General features: G+C 62.2%; 19 protein-coding genes. 13 read left to right on the plus strand and 6 right to left on the minus strand.

Annotation, left to right across the window (positions count from 1 at the left end; all coding sequences use genetic code 11):
* Nucleotides 1-17 precede the first annotated feature (17 nt).
* The 9 genes from pyk (at nucleotide 18) to KW842_RS23765 (ending at nucleotide 10335) form a co-directional block, all read left to right on the plus strand.
* Entirely contained in the window at nucleotides 18-1466 is a 1449-nt protein-coding gene (pyk, locus tag KW842_RS23725) for a pyruvate kinase (RefSeq protein ID WP_218306586.1), read from the plus strand.
* A gap of 67 nt (nucleotides 1467-1533) precedes the next feature.
* Nucleotides 1534-2598 (plus strand): class II fructose-bisphosphate aldolase, encoded by a 1065-nt coding sequence (fba, locus tag KW842_RS23730; RefSeq protein ID WP_090182861.1) that lies wholly within the window; start codon nucleotides 1534-1536, stop codon nucleotides 2596-2598.
* Nucleotides 2599-2707: 109 nt separating this feature from the next.
* On the plus strand, nucleotides 2708-3604 hold the full coding sequence (locus KW842_RS23735) for a phosphoribosylaminoimidazolesuccinocarboxamide synthase (protein WP_218306587.1): 897 nt from the start codon (nucleotides 2708-2710) through the stop codon (nucleotides 3602-3604).
* A 1-nt stretch (nucleotide 3605) separates the two neighbouring features.
* Complete coding sequence (purE, locus tag KW842_RS23740; protein WP_218306588.1) at nucleotides 3606-4103, plus strand: 5-(carboxyamino)imidazole ribonucleotide mutase; 498 nt, start codon at nucleotides 3606-3608, stop codon at nucleotides 4101-4103.
* Between the two features lies 1 nt (nucleotide 4104).
* Nucleotides 4105-5313 (plus strand): 5-(carboxyamino)imidazole ribonucleotide synthase, encoded by a 1209-nt coding sequence (locus tag KW842_RS23745; RefSeq protein WP_218306612.1) that lies wholly within the window; start codon nucleotides 4105-4107, stop codon nucleotides 5311-5313.
* On the plus strand, nucleotides 5310-6389 hold the full coding sequence (locus tag KW842_RS23750) for an L-threonylcarbamoyladenylate synthase (RefSeq protein ID WP_218306589.1): 1080 nt from the start codon (nucleotides 5310-5312) through the stop codon (nucleotides 6387-6389). Before KW842_RS23745 ends, KW842_RS23750 begins: the two co-directional genes overlap by 4 nt.
* 105 nt (nucleotides 6390-6494) lie before the next feature.
* Nucleotides 6495-8033 (plus strand): S9 family peptidase, encoded by a 1539-nt coding sequence (locus KW842_RS23755; protein ID WP_218306590.1) that lies wholly within the window; start codon nucleotides 6495-6497, stop codon nucleotides 8031-8033.
* 174 nt (nucleotides 8034-8207) lie between these two features.
* The gene (locus KW842_RS23760) at nucleotides 8208-9581 is read left to right on the plus strand and encodes an SGNH/GDSL hydrolase family protein (protein ID WP_218306591.1); all 1374 of its coding nucleotides are present in this window, start codon (nucleotides 8208-8210) and stop codon (nucleotides 9579-9581) included.
* Nucleotides 9582-9651: 70 nt separating this feature from the next.
* The gene (locus tag KW842_RS23765) at nucleotides 9652-10335 is read left to right on the plus strand and encodes an OmpW family protein (protein ID WP_218306592.1); all 684 of its coding nucleotides are present in this window, start codon (nucleotides 9652-9654) and stop codon (nucleotides 10333-10335) included.
* A gap of 267 nt (nucleotides 10336-10602) precedes the next feature.
* On the opposite strand, the gene KW842_RS23775 is transcribed toward KW842_RS23765, so the two are convergent.
* Both KW842_RS23775 and KW842_RS23780 read right to left on the minus strand, forming a co-directional pair.
* Entirely contained in the window at nucleotides 10603-11787 is a 1185-nt protein-coding gene (locus KW842_RS23775) for an acyl-CoA dehydrogenase (protein WP_218306593.1), read from the minus strand.
* 102 nt (nucleotides 11788-11889) lie between these two features.
* Entirely contained in the window at nucleotides 11890-12393 is a 504-nt protein-coding gene (locus KW842_RS23780) for a flavin reductase family protein (RefSeq protein ID WP_218306594.1), read from the minus strand.
* Nucleotides 12394-12481: 88 nt separating this feature from the next.
* Between KW842_RS23780 and KW842_RS23785 the strand changes: the two genes are divergently transcribed.
* Both KW842_RS23785 and msrA read left to right on the plus strand, forming a co-directional pair.
* Nucleotides 12482-12967, plus strand: coding sequence for a hypothetical protein (locus KW842_RS23785; protein WP_218306595.1), 486 nt, complete (start codon nucleotides 12482-12484; stop codon nucleotides 12965-12967).
* Between the two features lie 91 nt (nucleotides 12968-13058).
* Nucleotides 13059-13592, plus strand: coding sequence for a peptide-methionine (S)-S-oxide reductase MsrA (msrA, locus tag KW842_RS23790; protein ID WP_218306596.1), 534 nt, complete (start codon nucleotides 13059-13061; stop codon nucleotides 13590-13592).
* Here the strand turns inward: msrA and KW842_RS23795 are convergent.
* Together KW842_RS23795 and pdxH are read right to left on the minus strand one after the other, a co-directional pair.
* On the minus strand, nucleotides 13561-14796 hold the full coding sequence (locus KW842_RS23795) for a cyclopropane-fatty-acyl-phospholipid synthase family protein (RefSeq protein WP_218306597.1): 1236 nt from the start codon (nucleotides 14794-14796) through the stop codon (nucleotides 13561-13563). The two genes, msrA and KW842_RS23795, sit on opposite strands and share 32 nt — an antisense overlap.
* A 74-nt stretch (nucleotides 14797-14870) precedes the next feature.
* On the minus strand, nucleotides 14871-16106 hold the full coding sequence (gene pdxH, locus KW842_RS23800; protein ID WP_218306598.1) for a pyridoxamine 5'-phosphate oxidase: 1236 nt from the start codon (nucleotides 16104-16106) through the stop codon (nucleotides 14871-14873).
* Nucleotides 16107-16200: 94 nt separating this feature from the next.
* Here pdxH and KW842_RS23805 point away from each other — a divergent pair, with 94 nt between their 5' ends.
* Nucleotides 16201-17040 (plus strand): ThiF family adenylyltransferase, encoded by an 840-nt coding sequence (locus KW842_RS23805; protein WP_218306599.1) that lies wholly within the window; start codon nucleotides 16201-16203, stop codon nucleotides 17038-17040.
* 47 nt (nucleotides 17041-17087) lie between these two features.
* The gene (locus KW842_RS23810) at nucleotides 17088-17591 is read left to right on the plus strand and encodes an FKBP-type peptidyl-prolyl cis-trans isomerase (protein WP_218306600.1); all 504 of its coding nucleotides are present in this window, start codon (nucleotides 17088-17090) and stop codon (nucleotides 17589-17591) included.
* Between the two features lie 17 nt (nucleotides 17592-17608).
* Here KW842_RS23810 and KW842_RS23815 read toward each other — a convergent pair whose 3' ends face one another.
* A complete protein-coding gene (locus tag KW842_RS23815) occupies nucleotides 17609-18592 on the minus strand; it encodes a cation diffusion facilitator family transporter (RefSeq protein WP_218306601.1) in 984 nt (327 codons plus the stop codon).
* Nucleotides 18589-18915, minus strand: coding sequence for a helix-turn-helix transcriptional regulator (locus KW842_RS23820; RefSeq protein ID WP_218306613.1), 327 nt, complete (start codon nucleotides 18913-18915; stop codon nucleotides 18589-18591). Before KW842_RS23820 ends, KW842_RS23815 begins: the two co-directional genes overlap by 4 nt.
* Nucleotides 18916-19132: the final 217 nt, after the last annotated feature.

Consider the following 19132-nt stretch of genomic DNA (forward strand, 5'->3'; position numbering starts at 1 on the left):
TCTTGCTAAGGAATACTATGTCTCGTAGCACCAAAATTGTCGCCACGATCGGCCCAGCTTCTACCGACTTCAACGTACTGGTCAAAATGATACGTGCGGGTGTGGATGTCGTGCGCCTGAATTTCTCGCACGGCAAGGCACAGGATCACATCGACCGCGCCCGTCTGGTGCGCGAGGCTGCTGCCGAGTGTGGCCGCGAAGTGGCGATCATGGCGGACATGCAGGGACCGAAAATCCGCGTCGGCAAGTTTGAAAACGGCAAGATCGAACTGGCCAAGGGCGACAAGTTCATTCTGGATTCCAAATGGGGCGAGAACGGCGAACTGGGCAACCAGGAGCGCGTCGGCCTGGACTACAAGGCATTGCCGCAAGACGTGCGTCCGGACGACCAGCTGCTGCTGAATGACGGCCTGATCGTGCTGGTGGTGGAGAAGGTGGTTGCGCACGAGATTTACACCGTTGTGAAGATTGGCGGCGAGCTGTCCAATAACAAGGGCATCAATCGTCTGGGTGGCGGCCTGACCGCGCCGGCGCTGACCGCCAAGGATATGGAAGACATCAAGACGGCAATGAGTTTCCAGTGTGATTACCTGGCGATCTCGTTCCCGAAAAGTGCGACCGATATGGAGATGGCGCGCCAGCTGGCGAATATCGCCGGCGAGCCGTTTGGCCACAAGCCGATGATGATCGCCAAGATCGAACGCGCCGAAGCGATCCCGCTGCTGCAGGAGATCCTCGACGCCTCGGACGGCATCATGGTGGCGCGTGGCGACCTGGCGGTGGAAGTAGGCAACGCGGCAGTGCCGGCGCTGCAAAAACGTATGATCCGCATGGCGCGCGAGTCGAACAAGCTGGCGATCACCGCGACCCAGATGATGGAGTCGATGATTTTCAACGCCGTGCCGACCCGCGCCGAAGTGTCGGACGTGGCCAACGCTGTGCTGGACGGCACCGACGCCGTAATGACGTCGGCCGAAACCGCATCGGGCCGCTATCCGATTGAAACTGTTGAGATGATGGCCGCCATTTGCGTGGAAGCCGAGCAGTCCGAGTACAACAAGCTGGACGCCGACTTCCTGAATGCGACCTTCACCCGCATCGACCAGTCGATCGCCTACGGCGCGCTGTTTACCGCGCACCACCTGGCGGTGAAAGCGATTGTGGCGCTGACCGAGTCCGGCTCGACTGCGCTGTGGATGAGCCGTCACAATATCGATACGCCGATTTTCGCGCTGACGCCGTCGACTACCACCCTGCGCAAGGTAGCGCTGTACCGCAACGTGAAGGCCTACAATCTGGCACAGGAAGGCACCAGTGCCGCCGTGCTGAAGCAGGCTGAAGAACTGCTGGTCGCGCAAGGCGTGGTCAAGAAGGGCGATCTGATTGTCGTCACGTGGGGCTCGCCAATGGGCCAGGTAGGCGGCACCAACGCGCTGAAGATCGTGAAGGTCGGCGAATTTAGTTAATTGACCGGCACGTCGGGGATGACGACGGGCTGGTGACAGGTTTTTTTATTGTTATTGGAGTATTACCATGTCCCTCGTATCCATGCGTCAACTGCTGGACCATGCTGCTGAAAACGGCTATGGCATCCCTGCGTTCAACGTCAATAATCTGGAACAAGTGCAGGCCATCATGGCTGCCGCCGACGCGCTGAACGCGCCGGTCATCATGCAAGCGTCGGCCGGCGCGCGCAAGTACGCCGGTGAAGCTTTCCTGCGTCACCTGATCGACGCCGCCATCGAAGCTTATCCGCACATTCCGGTCGTTATGCACCAGGACCACGGCCAGTCGCCGGCAGTCTGCATGGCCGCGATCCGCTCGGGCTTCAGCTCGGTGATGATGGACGGTTCGCTGGAAGCCGACGGCAAATCGGTTGCTTCCTACGAGTACAACGTTGAAGTGTCGCGCGAAGTGGTCAAGTTCTCGCACGCCATCGGCGTGACGGTGGAAGCTGAACTGGGCGTGCTCGGTTCGCTGGAAACCATGAAGGGCGACAAGGAAGACGGCCACGGCGCCGACGGCCTGATGACCCGCGAACAGCTGCTGACCGACGTCGCGCAAGCCGCCGACTTCGTGCAGAAAACCCAATGCGACGCGCTGGCGATCGCTATCGGCACCTCGCACGGCGCCTACAAGTTCACCCGCAAGCCAACTGGCGACATCCTGGCGATCGACCGCATCAAGGAAATCCACGCCCGCATCCCTAACACCCACCTGGTGATGCACGGTTCGTCGTCGGTGCCACAGGAACTGCTGGCCATCATCCGCGAATTCGGCGGTGACATGAAAGAAACCTACGGCGTGCCAGTCGAAGAGATCCAGGAAGGCATCCGTCACGGCGTTCGCAAGATCAACATCGACACCGACATCCGCCTGGCCATGACCGCCGCCGTGCGTCAGTATATGTTCCAGAACCCATCGAAATTCGACCCGCGCGACTTCCTGAAGCCAGCCCGCCTGGCTGCCGAGCAAGTGGTGCGCGCCCGTTTCCAGGCTTTCGGCTGCGAAGGCCAGGCGTCGAAAATCAAGCAAATTCCACTGGAAAAAATGGCCGAGCGCTACAAAGCCGGCGAGCTGTCCCAGATTGTGAAGTAAAATTCTGTTTTGGAACGGGTTGGTTCTTTTGGACTAACCCGACTCTTTCGACCGGCGATCGAGCATTCCTCCATCGCCGGTTTTCGCTTTTTCATTACATTCCCCTGCTATGAACAGCCTCTACCAGTCTTCCATCAAGTCCCTGCCACTCCTCGGCCACGGCAAAGTCCGCGACAACTACGCTGTCGGCGATGACAAAATCCTCATCGTCACCTCCGACCGCCTGTCGGCCTTCGATGTTGTCATGAATGAACCGATTCCCGGCAAGGGCAAGGTACTGAACCAGATGACCGATTTCTGGTTCGAGAAGCTGGGCCACATCGTGCCGAATCACCTGACCGGCGTCGCGCCGGAGTCGGTGGTGGCGGCCGATGAAGTGGAGCAGGTGAAAGGCCGCGCCGTCGTGGCCAAGCGCCTCAAGCCGATCATGGTGGAAGCAGTGGTGCGTGGCTACATCATCGGTTCGGGCTGGAAAGACTACCAGGCCACCGGTTCGATCTGCGGCATCGAGCTGCCGGAAGGCCTGCAGCAAGCTGAAAAACTGCCACAGCCGATCTTCACGCCAGCCGCCAAGGCCGATCTGGGCGAGCACGACGAGAACATCAGCTTTGCAGAAATGGAATCCCGCATCGGCGCCGAACTGGCCGCCAAAATGCGCGAAGTCGCCATCAAACTGTACACCGAAGCATCCGAATACGCTGCCTCGCGCGGCATCATCATCGCCGACACCAAGTTTGAATTCGGCCTGGACGAAAACGGCGTCATGCACCTGATGGACGAAGTGCTGACCGCCGACTCGTCGCGCTTCTGGCCTGCCGATTCCTACGCCACCGGCATCTCGCCGCCATCGTTCGACAAGCAGTTCGTGCGCGACTACCTGGAAACCCTGACCGACTGGGGCAAGACCGCTCCGGCGCCAGCACTGCCAGCTGACGTCATCAACAAAACCCAGGCCAAGTATTTCGAAGCCATCGAACGCCTGACCGGCGAAAAGCTGAAGGCATAAGATGGCCGATCAGAAACCATTGGTTGGCGTCATCATGGGCTCGTCCTCGGACTGGGACGTGATGCAGAACGCGGTCAACATCCTCAAGCAATTCGGCGTGCCGTTTGAAGCGCAAGTAATTTCCGCGCACCGCATGCCGGACGAAATGTACGCCTACGCCAAGAGCGCCCGCGCGCGCGGCCTGCGCGCCATCATCGCCGGCGCTGGCGGTGCGGCGCACTTGCCGGGCATGGTCGCTGCGATGACCATCGTGCCGGTGCTGGGCGTGCCGGTGCCGTCCAAGTATCTGCGTGGCGAAGACTCCATGCTGTCGATCCTGCAAATGCCGAAAGGCGTGCCGGTGTCCACCTTCGCCATCGGTGAAGCGGGCGCGGCCAACGCGGCGCTGACCGCCGTGGCCATGATCGCCGCCACCGACGATGCGCTGGCGGAGAAGCTGGAAGCCTTCCGCGTTACGCAAACCGAGGCCGCCAAGGCCATGACTCTGCCGCTTGAATAAGATGACTGATCCGAAGTACAAGCCCATTCTGCCGCAAGCCAATCCACCAGCCTGGCTGGGCGTGATGGGCGGCGGCCAGCTGGGCCGCATGTTTGCCCAAGCCGCACAAGCCATGGGCTACCAGGTTGCCGTATTGGAGCCGTCCGATGCTTGCCCGGCCGGCCAGGTCGCGCAGCGCCTGGTCAACGCTGGCTACGGCGATGCCGCCGGCCTCGATGCACTGGCCGCGCAATGCGCCGCCGTGACCACCGAGTTTGAAAACGTCCCTGCGGACAGCCTGTCGCGTTTGGCGCAATCGGTATTCGTCGCGCCGAATGCGCATGGCGTGTCGGTGGCGCAGGACCGCGTGGCCGAGAAGTCCTTCTTCGTCAGCTGCGCCGAGAAGTCGGGCGTGATGCCGGCACCGCACAAGGTGATCGCCTCGCAGGAGGATATCGACGCCATCGGTGATGAGCTGCTGCCAGGCATCCTGAAAACCGTGCGCATGGGCTATGACGGCAAGGGCCAGGTGCGCGTCAAATCGCGCGCCGATGTGCAGGCCGCGTTTGAATCCATGGGCAAGGTCACCTGTCTGCTGGAGAAGATGCTGCCGCTGGCCTACGAAGTGTCGGTGCTGACCGCGCGCGGCCACGACGGTGAATCGGTGGTCTACCCGATCGCTGAAAACGTCCACCGCGACGGCATCCTGTTCACCACCACGGTGCCCGGCCCGAATGTGTCGGAAGCGTCGGCATTGACAGCGCAGAAGGCCGCACAAGCCATCGTTGCCGAGCTGGGCTACGTGGGCGTGCTGTGCATCGAATTCTTTGTGTTGACCGACGGCTCGCTGGTGGTCAACGAAATGGCGCCGCGTCCGCATAACAGCGGCCACTACACCATCGACGCCTGCGTCACCAGCCAGTTCGCGCAGCAGGTGCGGGCGATGGCGCGCCTGCCGCTCGGTGATGTGCGCCAGCATTCGTCGGCCGTCATGCTGAACATCCTCGGCGATGTCTGGTTTGAAGGTGATAGCGACACGCCACGCGAGCCAGCCTGGGGTGAAATCCTGGCGCTGCCGGGCGCCAATCTGCACCTGTACGGCAAGGATGATCCACGCCGCGCACGCAAGATGGGGCACCTGACGCTGATCGCGCCAACGCTGGAACAAGCGCAGCAGCAGCTCAACGCCGCCTGCGCCGTGTTGGGCATCGAAGTCGAGGCGGCACCGTGAAGCAGCATGCCGCAACTGTCGCTGATCCGGTGCTGATCGCCGCAGCGGCAGCCATCCTGGAAGAGGGCGGCCTGGTCGCCTTCCCGACCGAGACTGTCTATGGCCTCGGCGCGGATGCGGAAAACCCGGACGCCGTGGCGCGCATCTACGAAGCCAAGGGCCGTCCGCACGACCACCCTGTGATCGTGCACGTCGCGCCTGGCGCTGATCTGGATTACTGGACCACCGAGGTGCCGGAGGAAGCGCGCAAGCTGGCGCAAGCCTTTTGGCCCGGTCCGCTGACCTTGATCCTGAAGCGCAATCCGCAGATTCCTGATGCGGTCTCGGCCGGCCAGGATTCGGTCGGCGTGCGCTGCCCATCGCACCCGGTCGCTATCGCCTTGCTGCAAGCGTTCAAAGGCGGCAAGGGCGGCTTGGCCGCGCCATCCGCCAACAAGTTCGGCAATGTCAGCCCGACCACGGCGCAGCACGTGCGCGACGAGTTCGGCATGGATGATCACGACGACGGCGCCCTCAACGGCGGCGAAGCCTGTTCGGCCGCCGAACTGGGCATGGTATTGGAAGGTGGTTCCAGCGAAGTCGGCATCGAATCCACCATCGTCGATATGTCGCGCCTGGCTACCCACGGCCCGGTGCTGCTGCGTCCGGGCCACATCAGTGCGCAACAGATTGCCGACGTGATCGGCATGCTGCCGGCCGCGCCGGACCAGGCCGCGCCGCGTGCCTCCGGCACGCTGGAATCGCATTACGCACCGCGCACGCCGGTGACCATGCTGACGGCTGATGCGCTGGCCGACACGCTGTCCAAGCTGCAAGCCCAAGGCATCAAGGTGGCGCTGATCGGCCACGCGCTGCCAGCATCGCTGACCGCCAACGCACAACGCGTGTTGCCCTCCGACCCTGCCGGCTATGCCTATGGCCTGTACGCCGCGCTGCGCGATATGGACCAGACCGGCTCCGGCCTGATCCTGGTTGAAACGCCGCCGCAAACCGGCGAATGGCTGGGTGTCAACGATCGCCTGCGCCGCTCGGTGTTCGGTTCGGCCGGCGTCATCGCGTCGCTGCTGAAAGAATAGCCGCGCACTGTTGCCCCGGTAGCTGTCGTTTCCGGATTGCTTTCCTGCTAGGATAAACTGGTTGCCGGCCGATTGTCTCGCCCGGCCATCTTGCAAGGATGCGATATGCGCGACGCTCGTCTGGCTATGATTCCCTTGGTAATGCTGCTGGCCTCCTGTGGCGGAGGCGGCGGTAGCAGCGGTAGCGGCGGCGCGACCGTCACGCCGCCAGTCCCTCCGCCGGTGCTGCGCGGCCAGGCCATCGGCGCCGCCGTGGTGTCGCCGGTGACCATCAGTCCAGGCGTCACCTTGAACACGGTTGACCCCGCCAGGCTGAAAACCTTTGTCGACGCCAATGTCGATTTCGGCAGCGCCGTCACCGGCACGCCGACCTGCGCCATCACCGTCTACACGCTGAAGTACCACACCATCGATTCGGCCGCTGCCGATACGCAAGGCAGCACCGCCATCTATGTGCCCTCCGGTACGGATCCGGTCTGCCAGGGCGGCCGCCCGGTGATGCTGTACGCGCACGGCACCTCGGTGCTCAGCAGCTTCGACATGGCCAAGCTGACCTCCAATGAGCCGCGCCTGATCGCCGCACTGTTCGCGGCCCAAGGCTATATCGTGGTGGCGCCCAACTATGTTGGCTATGCCGACACCACGGCCGGCTACCATCCCTACCTGGACGCCGACCAGCAATCGGCCGACATGATCGATGCACTGCGCGCCGCGCGCACTGTGTTCACCAGCATCAGCGCCAATGCCTCCAGCCGCTTGATGGTCACCGGCTATTCGCAGGGCGGCTTTGTGGCGATGGCCACGCAGCGCGCCATGCAGACCAGCTTCCCCAGCGAATTCGCGGTCACGGCGGTGGCGCCGCTGTCCGGCCCGTACGCGCTGACCTTGTTCGGCGACAGCATCTTCAACGGCGCGCCGACCACCGGTTCGGCCGGCTTTATCCCGATGCTGATCAACGCCGGCCAGCGCGCCGGCGCCGGGCTGTACAGCAGCACCAGCGACATCTACGAACCCAAGTACGCGAGCGGTATCGACAGGCTACTGCCCGGCACGCAAAGCCTGAGCGCACTGGTGGCGGCCGGCAAGCTACCCAATGACGTGCTGTTTGCCGCCGACTCGCTGCCGCAGAACAGCGGCTACGGCAGCGCCTTTGGCCCCGATCACCTGATCAAGACCAGCTACCGCGACAGCTATCTGGCCGACCTGCGCGCCAACCCCTGCAACGCCAGCAGCTTCTCGCCGCTGAACTGCAAGCCGGCGCAATCGCTGCGCAAATGGCTGCTGAAAAATGATTTGCGCACCTACACGCCAACCGCGCCGATGCTGCTGTGCGGCGGCGATGCCGATCCGCTGGTGCCGTATGCAAACACCAGCTATGCCGCCGCCTATTTCCGTGCGCAAAACGCCGCCGGACTGAATCTGTCGGTGCTGAATGTGGATGACAGCGCGCTGAGCGGCCCCTACCTGTCGACCCGCGCGCAATTCGCCGCTACCAAGGCGCTGGTGCGGCGCGCGGCGATCGAAGGCGGGGCAAGCTCAGCCGCCGCCGACCTGGCGGTCAAGGATGCTTACCACGCCAGTTTGGTGGCGCCATTCTGTCTGCGGGAGGCGCGCGCCTTCTTTGATTCTGCACCATCTCGGTGAGTAACTATTTGATATGGCTTAATAAACGCCGAGCAAGCGTTCTTTTTTGCTCACAAACCCCTGTTTTTAGTGGCATTCCTCTATACAAGAGTTGTTGAGACTGGCATATTAGTCGGGTTGCGAATAGCACGGCCGTTCGTATAACAAAGCTAAAGAATATTTTGAGGAGACAATATGCGTCATACCAAATTTGCACTTGCTGCAATGGCCCTGGCCGTCCTTGCGGGTTGCGGCGGTACCGATCCAGCCCCCGGCGATCAATCGATTAAAGTCAAATACGCTTCGCAGGTGTCGTTCGGCGACAGCCTGTCGGACGTCGGCACCTACAACGTCGGTACTGTGGCTGCGCTGAAAGGCGGCAAGTTCACCATCAACGGCGACAATACCGCGATCAACGCCACCCTGACCGGCAAAAACTGGACCGAATTGATGGCCGCCCAGATCGGCGTGGCCGCGCCATGCCCGGCGGTCACTGGCCTCGACGGCGACGCCACCAAAGGTTTCTCGGTGCCGGTCAGCGCCAAAGCCGGCTGCTACGGCTATGCCATGGGCGGTTCGCGCGTGACCAATCCAGTCGGCCCAGGCAACAAGCTGGCCGGTAGCCCGCTGGGCGCGCTGACCTATCCGGTCGCCACCCAGATCGCCAACCACCTGAAAGCGGCCGGCGGCAAATTCAAGGGCGACGAGCTGGTGCTGGTGATGGCAGGCGGTAACGATGCGCTGTTCCAGCTGACCGTGCTGTCCACCGCCGCCACCAAGGCCGGCACCGACGCGGCCGGTCCGGCTTTCTTCGCCAGCCTGATTCCGCAACTGGCCGCTGGTGCGACCAATCCGCAGGCCGCCGGCGCCGCGATTACCGCCGCCGTGCAGACCGCTACCATACAACCAGGCGCGACCCAGACCACGATCACCCAGGCCGCCATCGGCACAGCTGCGGCGCAGCCAGGTAACTCGGCCGTGGTCGCCAACTCGGCCACCTACATCGCCAAGGCCACCGCCGACGCCACCGCCGCTGGCCAGAAAGCCGGCGCCGCTTATGCCGCCGCGAACGGCCCGGCGCTGGTCACTGCCATGGCCACCGCCGGCACCGAACTGGTGGCACTGGTGAAAAATCAACTGCTGGCCAACGGCGCCAACTATGTGGTGGTGAATAACCTGCCGGACATCGCCACCACCCCGGCCGGCCGCGCCAACGACGCATCGACCCGCACCCTGATCGATGCCATGGCCACTGCCTTCAACACTGCGCTGGCCAGTGGCCTGGGCAGCGAGTCCAAAGTGGTGGTGGTGGATGTGTGGGCGGTCAGCCACGACCAGGCAACCAATCCTGGTCCATATGGCCTGACCAATGTGTCCGAACCGGCCTGCAACCTGACCGACACCACCAAAAACCCGATCGGCAGCGCGCTCGGTTGCAACGCGAGCAATTTGAAGTCGGGCGATATCAGCCACTACTCGTTCGCCGACGAGGTGCACCCAACCCCGTACAACAACCTGCTGCTGGCGCGCTATGTGTCCAAAGCGCTGGTGACCAAGGGCTGGCTGTAATTCAGTCGTGGCAGGCCGCCGCGTCGCGCTGGCGTGGCGGCCGGACTAATAATCAATATCTGGAGACGATATGAAGAACACGGTAAAACTGCTGGCGCTGGCCGCCGCAATGACGGTAGCCTCGGCTGCATCGGCACAACAAGGCGCGGGCACCTGGATCGGCACCCTGGGCGCCAACAAGATCACCCCGAAAGTCGAATCGGGCAATGTGTCGGCGCCTGCGCTGCCGAACACCAAGACCGACGTCGGTTCGGACACCAAGCCACGCTTCACCATTGCCTACATGCTGACCGACAATGTGTCGGCCGAGCTGGACCTGGGCCTGCCATATAAGCACGACTTGTACGGCGCTGGTTCGATCGAAGGCACGGGCAAGCTGGCGACTGCGGAAGTGCTGCCGCCAACGGCGTTCATCCAGTACCGCTTCTTTAAACCGGACGCGACCGTGCGTCCATATGTGGGCCTGGGCTTCACCTACGCCATGTTCCAGAAGGAACGCGGTTCGGGCCAGCTGACCGCCATCCTGAACACCGGCAGCAGCTCCGGCGCGACCTTCAAGCTGGATGACAAGGCAGCCGTCAGCTTCCAGCTGGGCGGTACGGTGAAGATCAATGAGAAGTGGTTCCTGGACGCGTCGGTCATCAAGACCAAGCTGAAAACCAAGGCCCACTACTCGACCGGTCAAGTACAGGACGTGCGCCTGGACCCACTGGCAGTCAACGTCAGCGTGGGCTACAACTTCAAGGGCTGGTAAATCTTCCACGCCGCAAAAAAACCGCCGGCACTGAGCGTACGCAGGCCGGCGGTTTTTTAACGCCCCTGGACCAGCGCCTCCGCCTTGCTCCCCAATGCTAGGGCACGCACCGGGTCAATCGCATAGCGGCGTACGGCCGGCATGGATGCGACCCGTACCGCCTACGCGGTCGGGTATGAGCGTCCATCCCCGTTCAGCTGCGAATATGCACGGCTGTCCGGCCGTCCGCCCAAGCAGGATGCATCCGGCATTTCGGTCTGATAGGTATTACTGGAAGGCCTGGATGCCGGTTTGCGCGCGGCCGAGGATCAGCGCATGGATGTCATGCGTGCCTTCGTAGGTGTTGACCACTTCCAGATTTACCATATGGCGGATGATGCCGAACTCATCCGAGATGCCATTCCCGCCCAGCATATCGCGCGCCACGCGGGCGATGTCCAGCGACTTGCCGCACGAGTTGCGCTTCATCATCGAGGTGATTTCCACCGCCGCCGTGCCCTCATCCTTCATGCGGCCCAGTCGCAGGCAGCCTTGCAGGCCCATGGTGATTTCAGTCTGCATATCAGCCAGCTTTTTCTGGATCAGCTGATTCGCCGCCAGCGGACGGCCGAACTGCACGCGGTCCATCACATACTGGCGCGCCGTGTGCCAGCACGATTCCGCCGCGCCCAGTGCGCCCCAGGCGATGCCGTAGCGGGCCGAGTTCAGGCAGGTGAACGGGCCTTTCAGGCCGCGCACGTCCGGGAAGGCGTTCTCTTCCGGCACGAACACATTGTCCATGACGATTTCGCCGGTGATCGAGGCGCGCAGGCCGAACTTGCCGTGGATGGCAGGCGCGCTCAGGCCGGCCATGCCTTTTTCCAGCACGAAGCCACGGATCGAACCTTCGTCATCCTTGGCCCACACCACGAACACATCCGCCACCGGCGAATTGGTGATCCACATCTTGGCGCCGGTCAGTGTATAGCCGCCTGGCACTTTCTTGGCGCGGGTAATCATCGAGCCAGGGTCGGAACCGTGATTCGGTTCGGTCAGGCCGAAGCAGCCGATCCACTCGCCGGTCGCCAGCTTGGGCAGGTATTTCTGTTTTTGCGCTTCGCTGCCGAACTCGTAGATCGGCACCATCACCAGCGACGACTGCACACTCATCATCGAGCGGTAGCCGGAGTCGACGCGCTCGACTTCGCGCGCGATCAGGCCATAGGCTACGTAGTTCAGGCCAGGGCCGCCGTATTGCTCGGGGATGGTCGGGCCGAGCAGGCCCAGTTCGCCCATTTCGCGGAAGATGGACGTATCCATCTGTTCGTGGCGGAAGGCTTCCAGGATGCGCGGTTGCAGCTTGTCCTGGCAGTAGGCGGCGGCGGCTTCGCGCACCATGCGTTCGTCATCGGACAGCTGCTGGTCCAGCAGCAAAGGGTCATCCCAGTGGAATTGGGCGCGGGCTTGGCTCATAGATAGTCTCTCGTTATGGTGATGAATGCTGCCAGCATTCTAAGCCGCCGCCCCGGCGCCGGCTTTTCAAAGAGCGACACCAATTTCCGTTTTTCGACGTGATTAGCCGAGGCCGGCAAACTGGCCGCTGTGGTAAATCAGCGGTGGGCAGGGCGAAAACGCGCAGAACTCGACTTCGCCGACAAAAATTACATGGTCGCCTTCCGGATAGCGACTACGGTTATGACACTCAAACCAGGCCGACGCACCTTTCAGGATAGGCTGACCGGTGCGCGACAGCTCGTACTCGACGCCTTCCCACGGGTTGATGCCACGGGTGGCGAAGCGCTTGGCCAGGTGGGCTTGCTCGGCGCTCAGCACATTGATGACGTAGTGCGAGTTGCCGGTAAAAATAGGCATGGAATTGGCGCCGTTGGCCAGGCTCCACAGCACCAGCGGCGGGTCCAGCGACACCGAATTGAAGGAACTGGCGGTCAGGCCGCGGAAGGTGCCGTCGGCCAGCCGGGTGGTGATGATGGTCACGCCGGTCGCAAACTGGCCCAGCGCCTGACGGAAATGGGCGGTGTCAAAGCTGCGCTCTTCGGCGCGCGGGGAATTGGTGTTCATAATGAGCCATTATGCCAAAGTTTGTGTGCAACGAGATGAAACCCCGCTGCGCTATAGTGACTCCTCCACCATTTTTGAGGATCACCCGATGATTTACCGTGCCGCACCCACCGCCGTTTTCACCGCGCTGTTACTGGCCTGCGCCGCGTCGTCTGCCGCCGATACGGCGCCGCCGCAACGCGCCTCGGGCCTGTGGCAGGTGACGCCGGAGCATACGCCGTTTTCCTACGAGATATGCGTGCAGGCCGACAAGGACCGCATTCTGGAGGACGATGTATGGTCCGGCTTCGAACGCGAGTGCGTGCTGGAGTCGCAGCAGCGGGATGAACAGGGCCAGCGCCTAGTCGCAGTGTGCGACAAGACCACACGCTTAACCGTTAGCATGACGGGAGACTTTGTCTCCGCCTACAAGATCGCGTTCACCGCCACCTACCCGCTGCCTGGCGGCAAGCTGGAGACGCAGAGCGATACGCTGCAAGGGCGCTTTGCCGGCGTCTGCCCGGACACGATTCCACCCGGTGCCAAGCAGATGAAGCGTGGTCCGCTGATCAAGAGTCCTTACGGGCAGCGATAGCGCACGATAGTGTCGGCTTTTGCGGACACTATGTGCACAGGCCGGCAAACAGGCTTAATATGGCCGCATAGCGGGTTTTCAGGATGGAATCATGGCAAATCAAGTGGAAACGGCGATACTCGGCGGTGGCTGCTTCTGGTGCACCGCTGCGGTGTATCTGGAGGTCAAGGGCATTGACTCGGTCGAGTCCGGCTACATGGGCGGCCAGGCCGCAGATCCTAGCTATGAGCAAGTGTGTGCCGGCGCCACCGGCCATGCGGAAGTGGTCAAGCTGCAATACGATCCGCAAGTGATCAGCTACCGCGATCTGCTGGAAATCTTCTTCACCATCCACGACCCGACCACGCTGAACCGTCAGGGCAACGATGTCGGCACGCAGTACCGCTCGGTCATCTTCCACCAGTCGCCGCAGCAGGAAGCCACGGCGCGCCAGGTGATCGCCGAAATGGCCCATGTGTGGGACGCGCCCATCGTCACCGAGCTGGTGCCGGCCCAGCCTTTCTACAAGGCCGAGGACTACCACCAGGATTATTTCCGCCAGCATCCCTTGCAGGGCTATTGCGCCTTTGTGGTGGCGCCCAAGGTCGACAAGTTCAGGAAGACGTTTGCCGGCCGCCTGCGCTGACGGCCGGATACATATGCTGGCGCGACCACGGCAATGCCGCTGAGCGCTGGCCGGCCTTACGGCCGACGATCTGGTACAGGCTGATCCAGTCATGCTCGAACGCGTAGCTGCAACCGGCCAGGTAGACGTGCCAGATACGGTAGCGCTTGTCGCCGGCTAATGTGCGCACGCGCTCGCCTTGCGCCTCGAAATTATCGGTCCAGAGGGCGCAGGTACGGGCGTAGTGGCGGCGCAGGTTTTCCACGTCGCACACTTCCAGCTGGCCTTGCTGCATGGCTTTCAGCACGTGGCCGATGTGTGCCAGTTCGCCGTGAGGGAACACATACCGCTCGATGAATTCGCCGCCGCCGTAGGGCGTCTCGCCGTTGTCGGCATCGGTGCTGGTGATGCCGTGGTTCATGACCACGCCATCGGGCGCCAGCAGCTGGTGGATGGCGCTGAAGTACTCCTTCAAATGCTTCAGGCCGACATGCTCGAACATGCCGACGCTGGTGATGCGGTCGAACTGGCCGCGCACGTCGCGGTAGTCCTGTAGGCGGATCTCGATCAGGTGTTCCAGGCCGGCCTCGCGCACCCGCTGCTGCGCCAGTGCGTACTGGTTTTCCGACAGCGTGACGCCGACACAGCGGGCTTGGTACTGCTGCGCCGCGCGTATCACCAGCGCACCCCAGCCGCAGCCGATATCGAGCAGCGTCTGGCCCGGCTGGAGTTCGATCTTGCGCAGGATGTGGTCGATCTTCTTCAGCTGCGCGGTGGGCAGGTCCTCGTCGCCGTCCTCAAAATAGGCGCAGGAATACACCATGTGCGGATCGAGGAACGCCTGGTAGAAATCGTTGGACACATCGTAGTGGTAGCGGATTGCCTCGGCATCCTTGTGCCGGTTGTGGCGGATGCTGCGCGCCAGCCGTGCAAACTTGCCCTCGGCCTTGAGCGTGGTGCGCGCCAGCGCGTTGACCACGGCGATCATGTCGCGCGCCTTGCCCTTGACCTCGATCGCGCCTTCAACATAGGCCGCGCCGAGGTTGGACAGCGATGGCGTCAGCAGATAGCGCGCCGCCGCCACATTCGGCAGCCGGATGGTCACGCGCGGGGTTTCGCTGGATAGATCGACTTGCTGACCGTTCCATAACTCGATGCGCAACGGCAGCGTCAACTGCTGGCGGATGCCGTCGATCCAATGGCTGAGTTGATTCTGTACGAACAAGATAACCTCCCGCGCTTCAGAATAAAAAAAGACCACCGCAAACGGTGGTCTGGTATTCCGAACGGGACGCGTGCTTACGGTTGCAGGCGTTCCTTCACCCAGCTGCCATCTGCTTGTTTGACGTACACGATCCGGTCATGGAAACGCGAGCGGCGTCCCTGCCAGAATTCGATGCGCTGCGGATCGAGGCGGTAGCCGCCCCAGTGCGCCGGCCGCACCGGATGCTCGCCGCTGACTGCTGCGGCGGCGTCGTAATTGCTTTCCATCTGTTCGCGGTTGGCGATGGGCGCGCTCTGCTGCGAGGCGATCGCAGCGATCTGGCTCTTCACCGGCCGGCTGTAAAAATACTTGTCGCTTTCCTCGGCGGCGGTGCGCACTACCGTGCCTTCGATCCGCACCTGCCGTTCCAGCTCACTCCAGAAGAACAGCAGCGCCGCATGCGGATTGCTGCGCAGTTGCTGGCCCTTCTGGCTGTCGTAATTGGTGTACCAGGTAAAACCGCGCTGATCGTATTGCTTGATCAGCACGATGCGCGAGGTCGGCTTGCCGTCGGCATCGACCGTGGCCACGCTCATCGCATTCGGTTCGTTGACCTTGGCGTGCATGGCTTCTTCAAACCACTTGCCGAACTGATCGATAGGATCGTCCAGCACATCGTTTTCCGTCAGGCTGGCGCGGCCGTAATCGAGCCGCAGGTCGGCCAGCACCACGCCATCGGCAACCGTGTTATCGACCGCCTTGGTGTGCTGCTCAGGCACCTGGCTGGTGGGCAGGACGGGGGTAATCCCGCGCCGTACCTGCATCGCACTGCCCAGTTGCGCCATCTGTTCCTGGCTGAACAAACGCTTGGCCATGGGGGCGATATTGCCTTCCTCCACCACCATGTGGGCCGCGTAGGCGTCGCAGAAGCGCGTTACGTCCCCGGCCGACAGGGCTGTGCCGCTGCCGTTGGCGATTTGTTCAAGTTGCGACTTCAGTATAGACCAGTCTCTATCCATTTGCTCGTGACCGGCCAGAATGCCGGGCGCCAGCTCCTGCAGCAGGGCGGCGTCAGCATCGCGCGCGGTGGCGTGCAGCATCGGCAGCAGATTCTGTTCCTCGTCCTCGTGGTGCAAATGGGCGGCATGATTGAAATATTTCAGCACCGCCTGCGCGGCTTTCTGTGCATCAATATCAGCGCCATGCAGGGGCAGGTGCTCCAGCAGTTTTTGCAGCGTTTGCAACTGTTTGCGGATGCGGTCGTGACAATGCTTCAGCACGGCGATCGGCTGGCTGAAGTCAGGGGCGGTGTCGAACAAGGTATTGCTCATGGCGTGGCTTTCTATGGGCTAAGCGCCTATTCTAGAATACTTCGCAAATTTCCGGATTTAGGCGCTGACCGGCCACGGACGGTAAAATGTCGGGATGAACAGCATTACTTCCCCTGATTTTGACGACGTCGACTTTGAGCGGCGGTTTGGCGGCATTGCTCGCCTGTATGGCGCGCATGCGCTGGAACGCTTCCGTACCGCGCATATTTGCGTGGTCGGCGTTGGCGGTGTTGGCTCGTGGATCGTCGAGGCGCTGGCGCGCAGCGCGATTGGCGAACTGACGCTGATCGACCTTGACAACGTGGCCGAGTCGAACATCAACCGCCAGATCCAGGCGCTGAGCAGCACTGTCGGCATGGCCAAGATCACCGCGCTGGCCGAGCGCATCGCGCAGATCAACCCCTTCTGCAAGGTCCACCAGATCGAAGAGTTTGTCGATCCGGACAATATCGAACAGATGATCGGCAAGCACAAGTACGACTATCTGATCGACGCCACCGACTCGGTCAAGGCCAAGGCCGCCATGCTGGCCTGGGCGCGCCAGCACGATCTGCCGGTGATCACCATCGGCAGCGCCGGCGGCAAGACCGACGCGGCGCAAATCTCGGTGCGCGACCTGGCCAGGACCGAACAGGAGCCGCTGCTGAAAAAAGTGCGCAAGATTATGCGCGCCCAGTACGGCTTCCCGCGCGGCGAAAAGACCAAGTTCCACATCGACGCGGTATTCTCGACCGAGCCGCTGAAACTCCCCGAGACCGGCGAAGTGTGCGCGGTGGATGGCGATGATCGCAGCGGCGGTGTTACTGGCCTGAACTGCGCCGGCTTCGGTTCGGCGATGGTCGTCACCGCCACCTTCGGCATGGTGTGCGCCGGCCACGCGCTACGCAAGCTGGCAGATGGCGTATTGACAACAACGGCCCCGGACGCTGTCTAATTTGCTATTATGGCGAGCTGTCTACAGACCTCATTGAAAGAAGCCACATGAAGCGTAGTTCCGTTTTCGTCGCCATGCTGTTTGCCGCCGCTCTGGCCCAGGCACAGCAGCCACAACAGGCGCCAGCCGCCCCGGCCGCCCCAGCAGAAGCAGCCCCGGCCGCACCGGTGGTGGTCGGTTCCGCCACGCCGGGTCCTGCCGCCGAGCAGCTGATCATCAATGAAACCAAGGTCGGCACCGGGCGTGAAGCCACGGCGGGCGCCACCGTCTATATGCACTACACCGGCTGGCTGTATCGTCCGCTGGCGAAGAATATGCACGGCAAGCAGTTCGACTCGTCGATTCCGCGCGGCGAACCGCTGGACTTCGTGCTGGGCGCCGGCCGCGTCATCAAGGGCTGGGATCAGGGCATCGTCGGCATGAAAGTGGGCGGCAAGCGCACGCTGATCATTCCATCGGAACTGGCTTACGGCTCGCGCGCCACGCCAGGCAGCGGCATCCCGCCAAATTCCGCGCTGATCTTTGACGTCGAACTGGTCGACGTCAAGTAATCGTAACCGCTGCGCGCCTAGTGCGCGTGGTTGTGCGCCGGCGCCGCAAATGGTGCTGGCGCTTGCAGGCAGCACTCCACCTCGCTGCTACCCAGGCGCACTTGCAAGGTGCTGTGCTGGATGGAGAATTCCTCGCGCAGCGCCTTGCTGAGCGCATCGATGGCGGCATCGCCCGGATAGCCGCCGGGCATCACCAGCTGTACCGTCAGCGCGTTCTCGGTGGTGCTCATCGCCCAGATATGCAGATCCAGTAATTCCGCTACGCCTTCTTGCTTGCTCAGGAAGGCTTCGATCTTGGCGCGGTCCACATTGTCCGGCACGGCCGCCATCACCAGACGCAGCGACTGCTTCATCAGCGACCAGGTGCTCATCACGATAATCACCACGATCACCATGCTGACTGCCGGATCGACCCAGTTCCAGCCCGTGTAGCCGACGATCAGGCCAGCGACCAGCACGCCCAGCGAGATCGCTGCATCGGCCGCCAGGTGCAGATAGGCGCCACGGATATTGATATCGTCCTTGCTGCCGGCCATGAACAGCCAGGCCGAAAAACCATTGATCAGAATGCCGATGCCGGCAACTACCGACACTGTAACGCTGGCCACCGGGGCCGGATGAATCAGCTGCTGCACTGCTTCCCAGGCAATCCCGCCGCAGGCCGCCATCAGCAGCATGGCGTTGAACAGCGCCGCCAGGATGGACGAGCTGCGCAGGCCGTAGGTATAGCGCTGGTTGGGGATGCGCTTGGCCAGGATGGCGGCGCCCCAGGCCAGCATCAGACCCAGCACGTCGGACAGATTGTGGCCGGCGTCGGCCATCAGCGCGGTCGAATTGGCCAGGAAACCGTAGAAAAACTCCACCGCCACAAACACCGAATTGAGCACGATGGCGATGACGAAGGCGCGGCCCATGGCGTTCGGATCGCCATGATGGTGGTGATGGTGGCCATGGTCATGGCCGTGGTGGTCATGATGATCGTGATCGTGGTGCTTGCTCATGCTTCGTTCCCGGTGGAAGGTTCGGCGATATGTTCGAGCATATCGTGGAGTACGCCGCTGATATGGGCGTCGGCGGCGGAATAGAACACCTGCTTGCCCTGGCGTTCGGACTTGACGATGCGGGCGGCGCGCAGCAGGCGCAGGTGATGGCTGACCAGCGAGCTGCTCAGATCCAGCGTAGCAGCAATCCCGCTGACCGCAATCGGCGCCGGCACGCAGGCCAGCACAATCCGCAAGCGAGTCGGATCGCCCAGCAAATGAAACAAATCAGCCAGTTGCGCGATCTGCGGATCGCAAAAAGAATGGTCGTGCAGGCAGCTCATCATCACCAACATATGAATAGATGTTCATATGTTAGCACAAAATCCGGGGTCAGTTCTGCCAAACGTACACGAGCTCGTGTACGTTTGGCAGAACTCGTATATTGAGCATACCGCCCCATCATCGGATAAAGTGGTAGAGGCGGCCAGGCAGGGTGATGCCGATCGGAATTTGGGCCATTGAGCCCGTGGGTCAGATTGGTACCCCTGCCTGTTTCAT

Origin of the sequence: Duganella sp. sic0402, from assembly GCF_019219065.1 — a bacterium.
GTDB lineage: Bacteria > Pseudomonadota > Gammaproteobacteria > Burkholderiales > Burkholderiaceae_D > Rugamonas.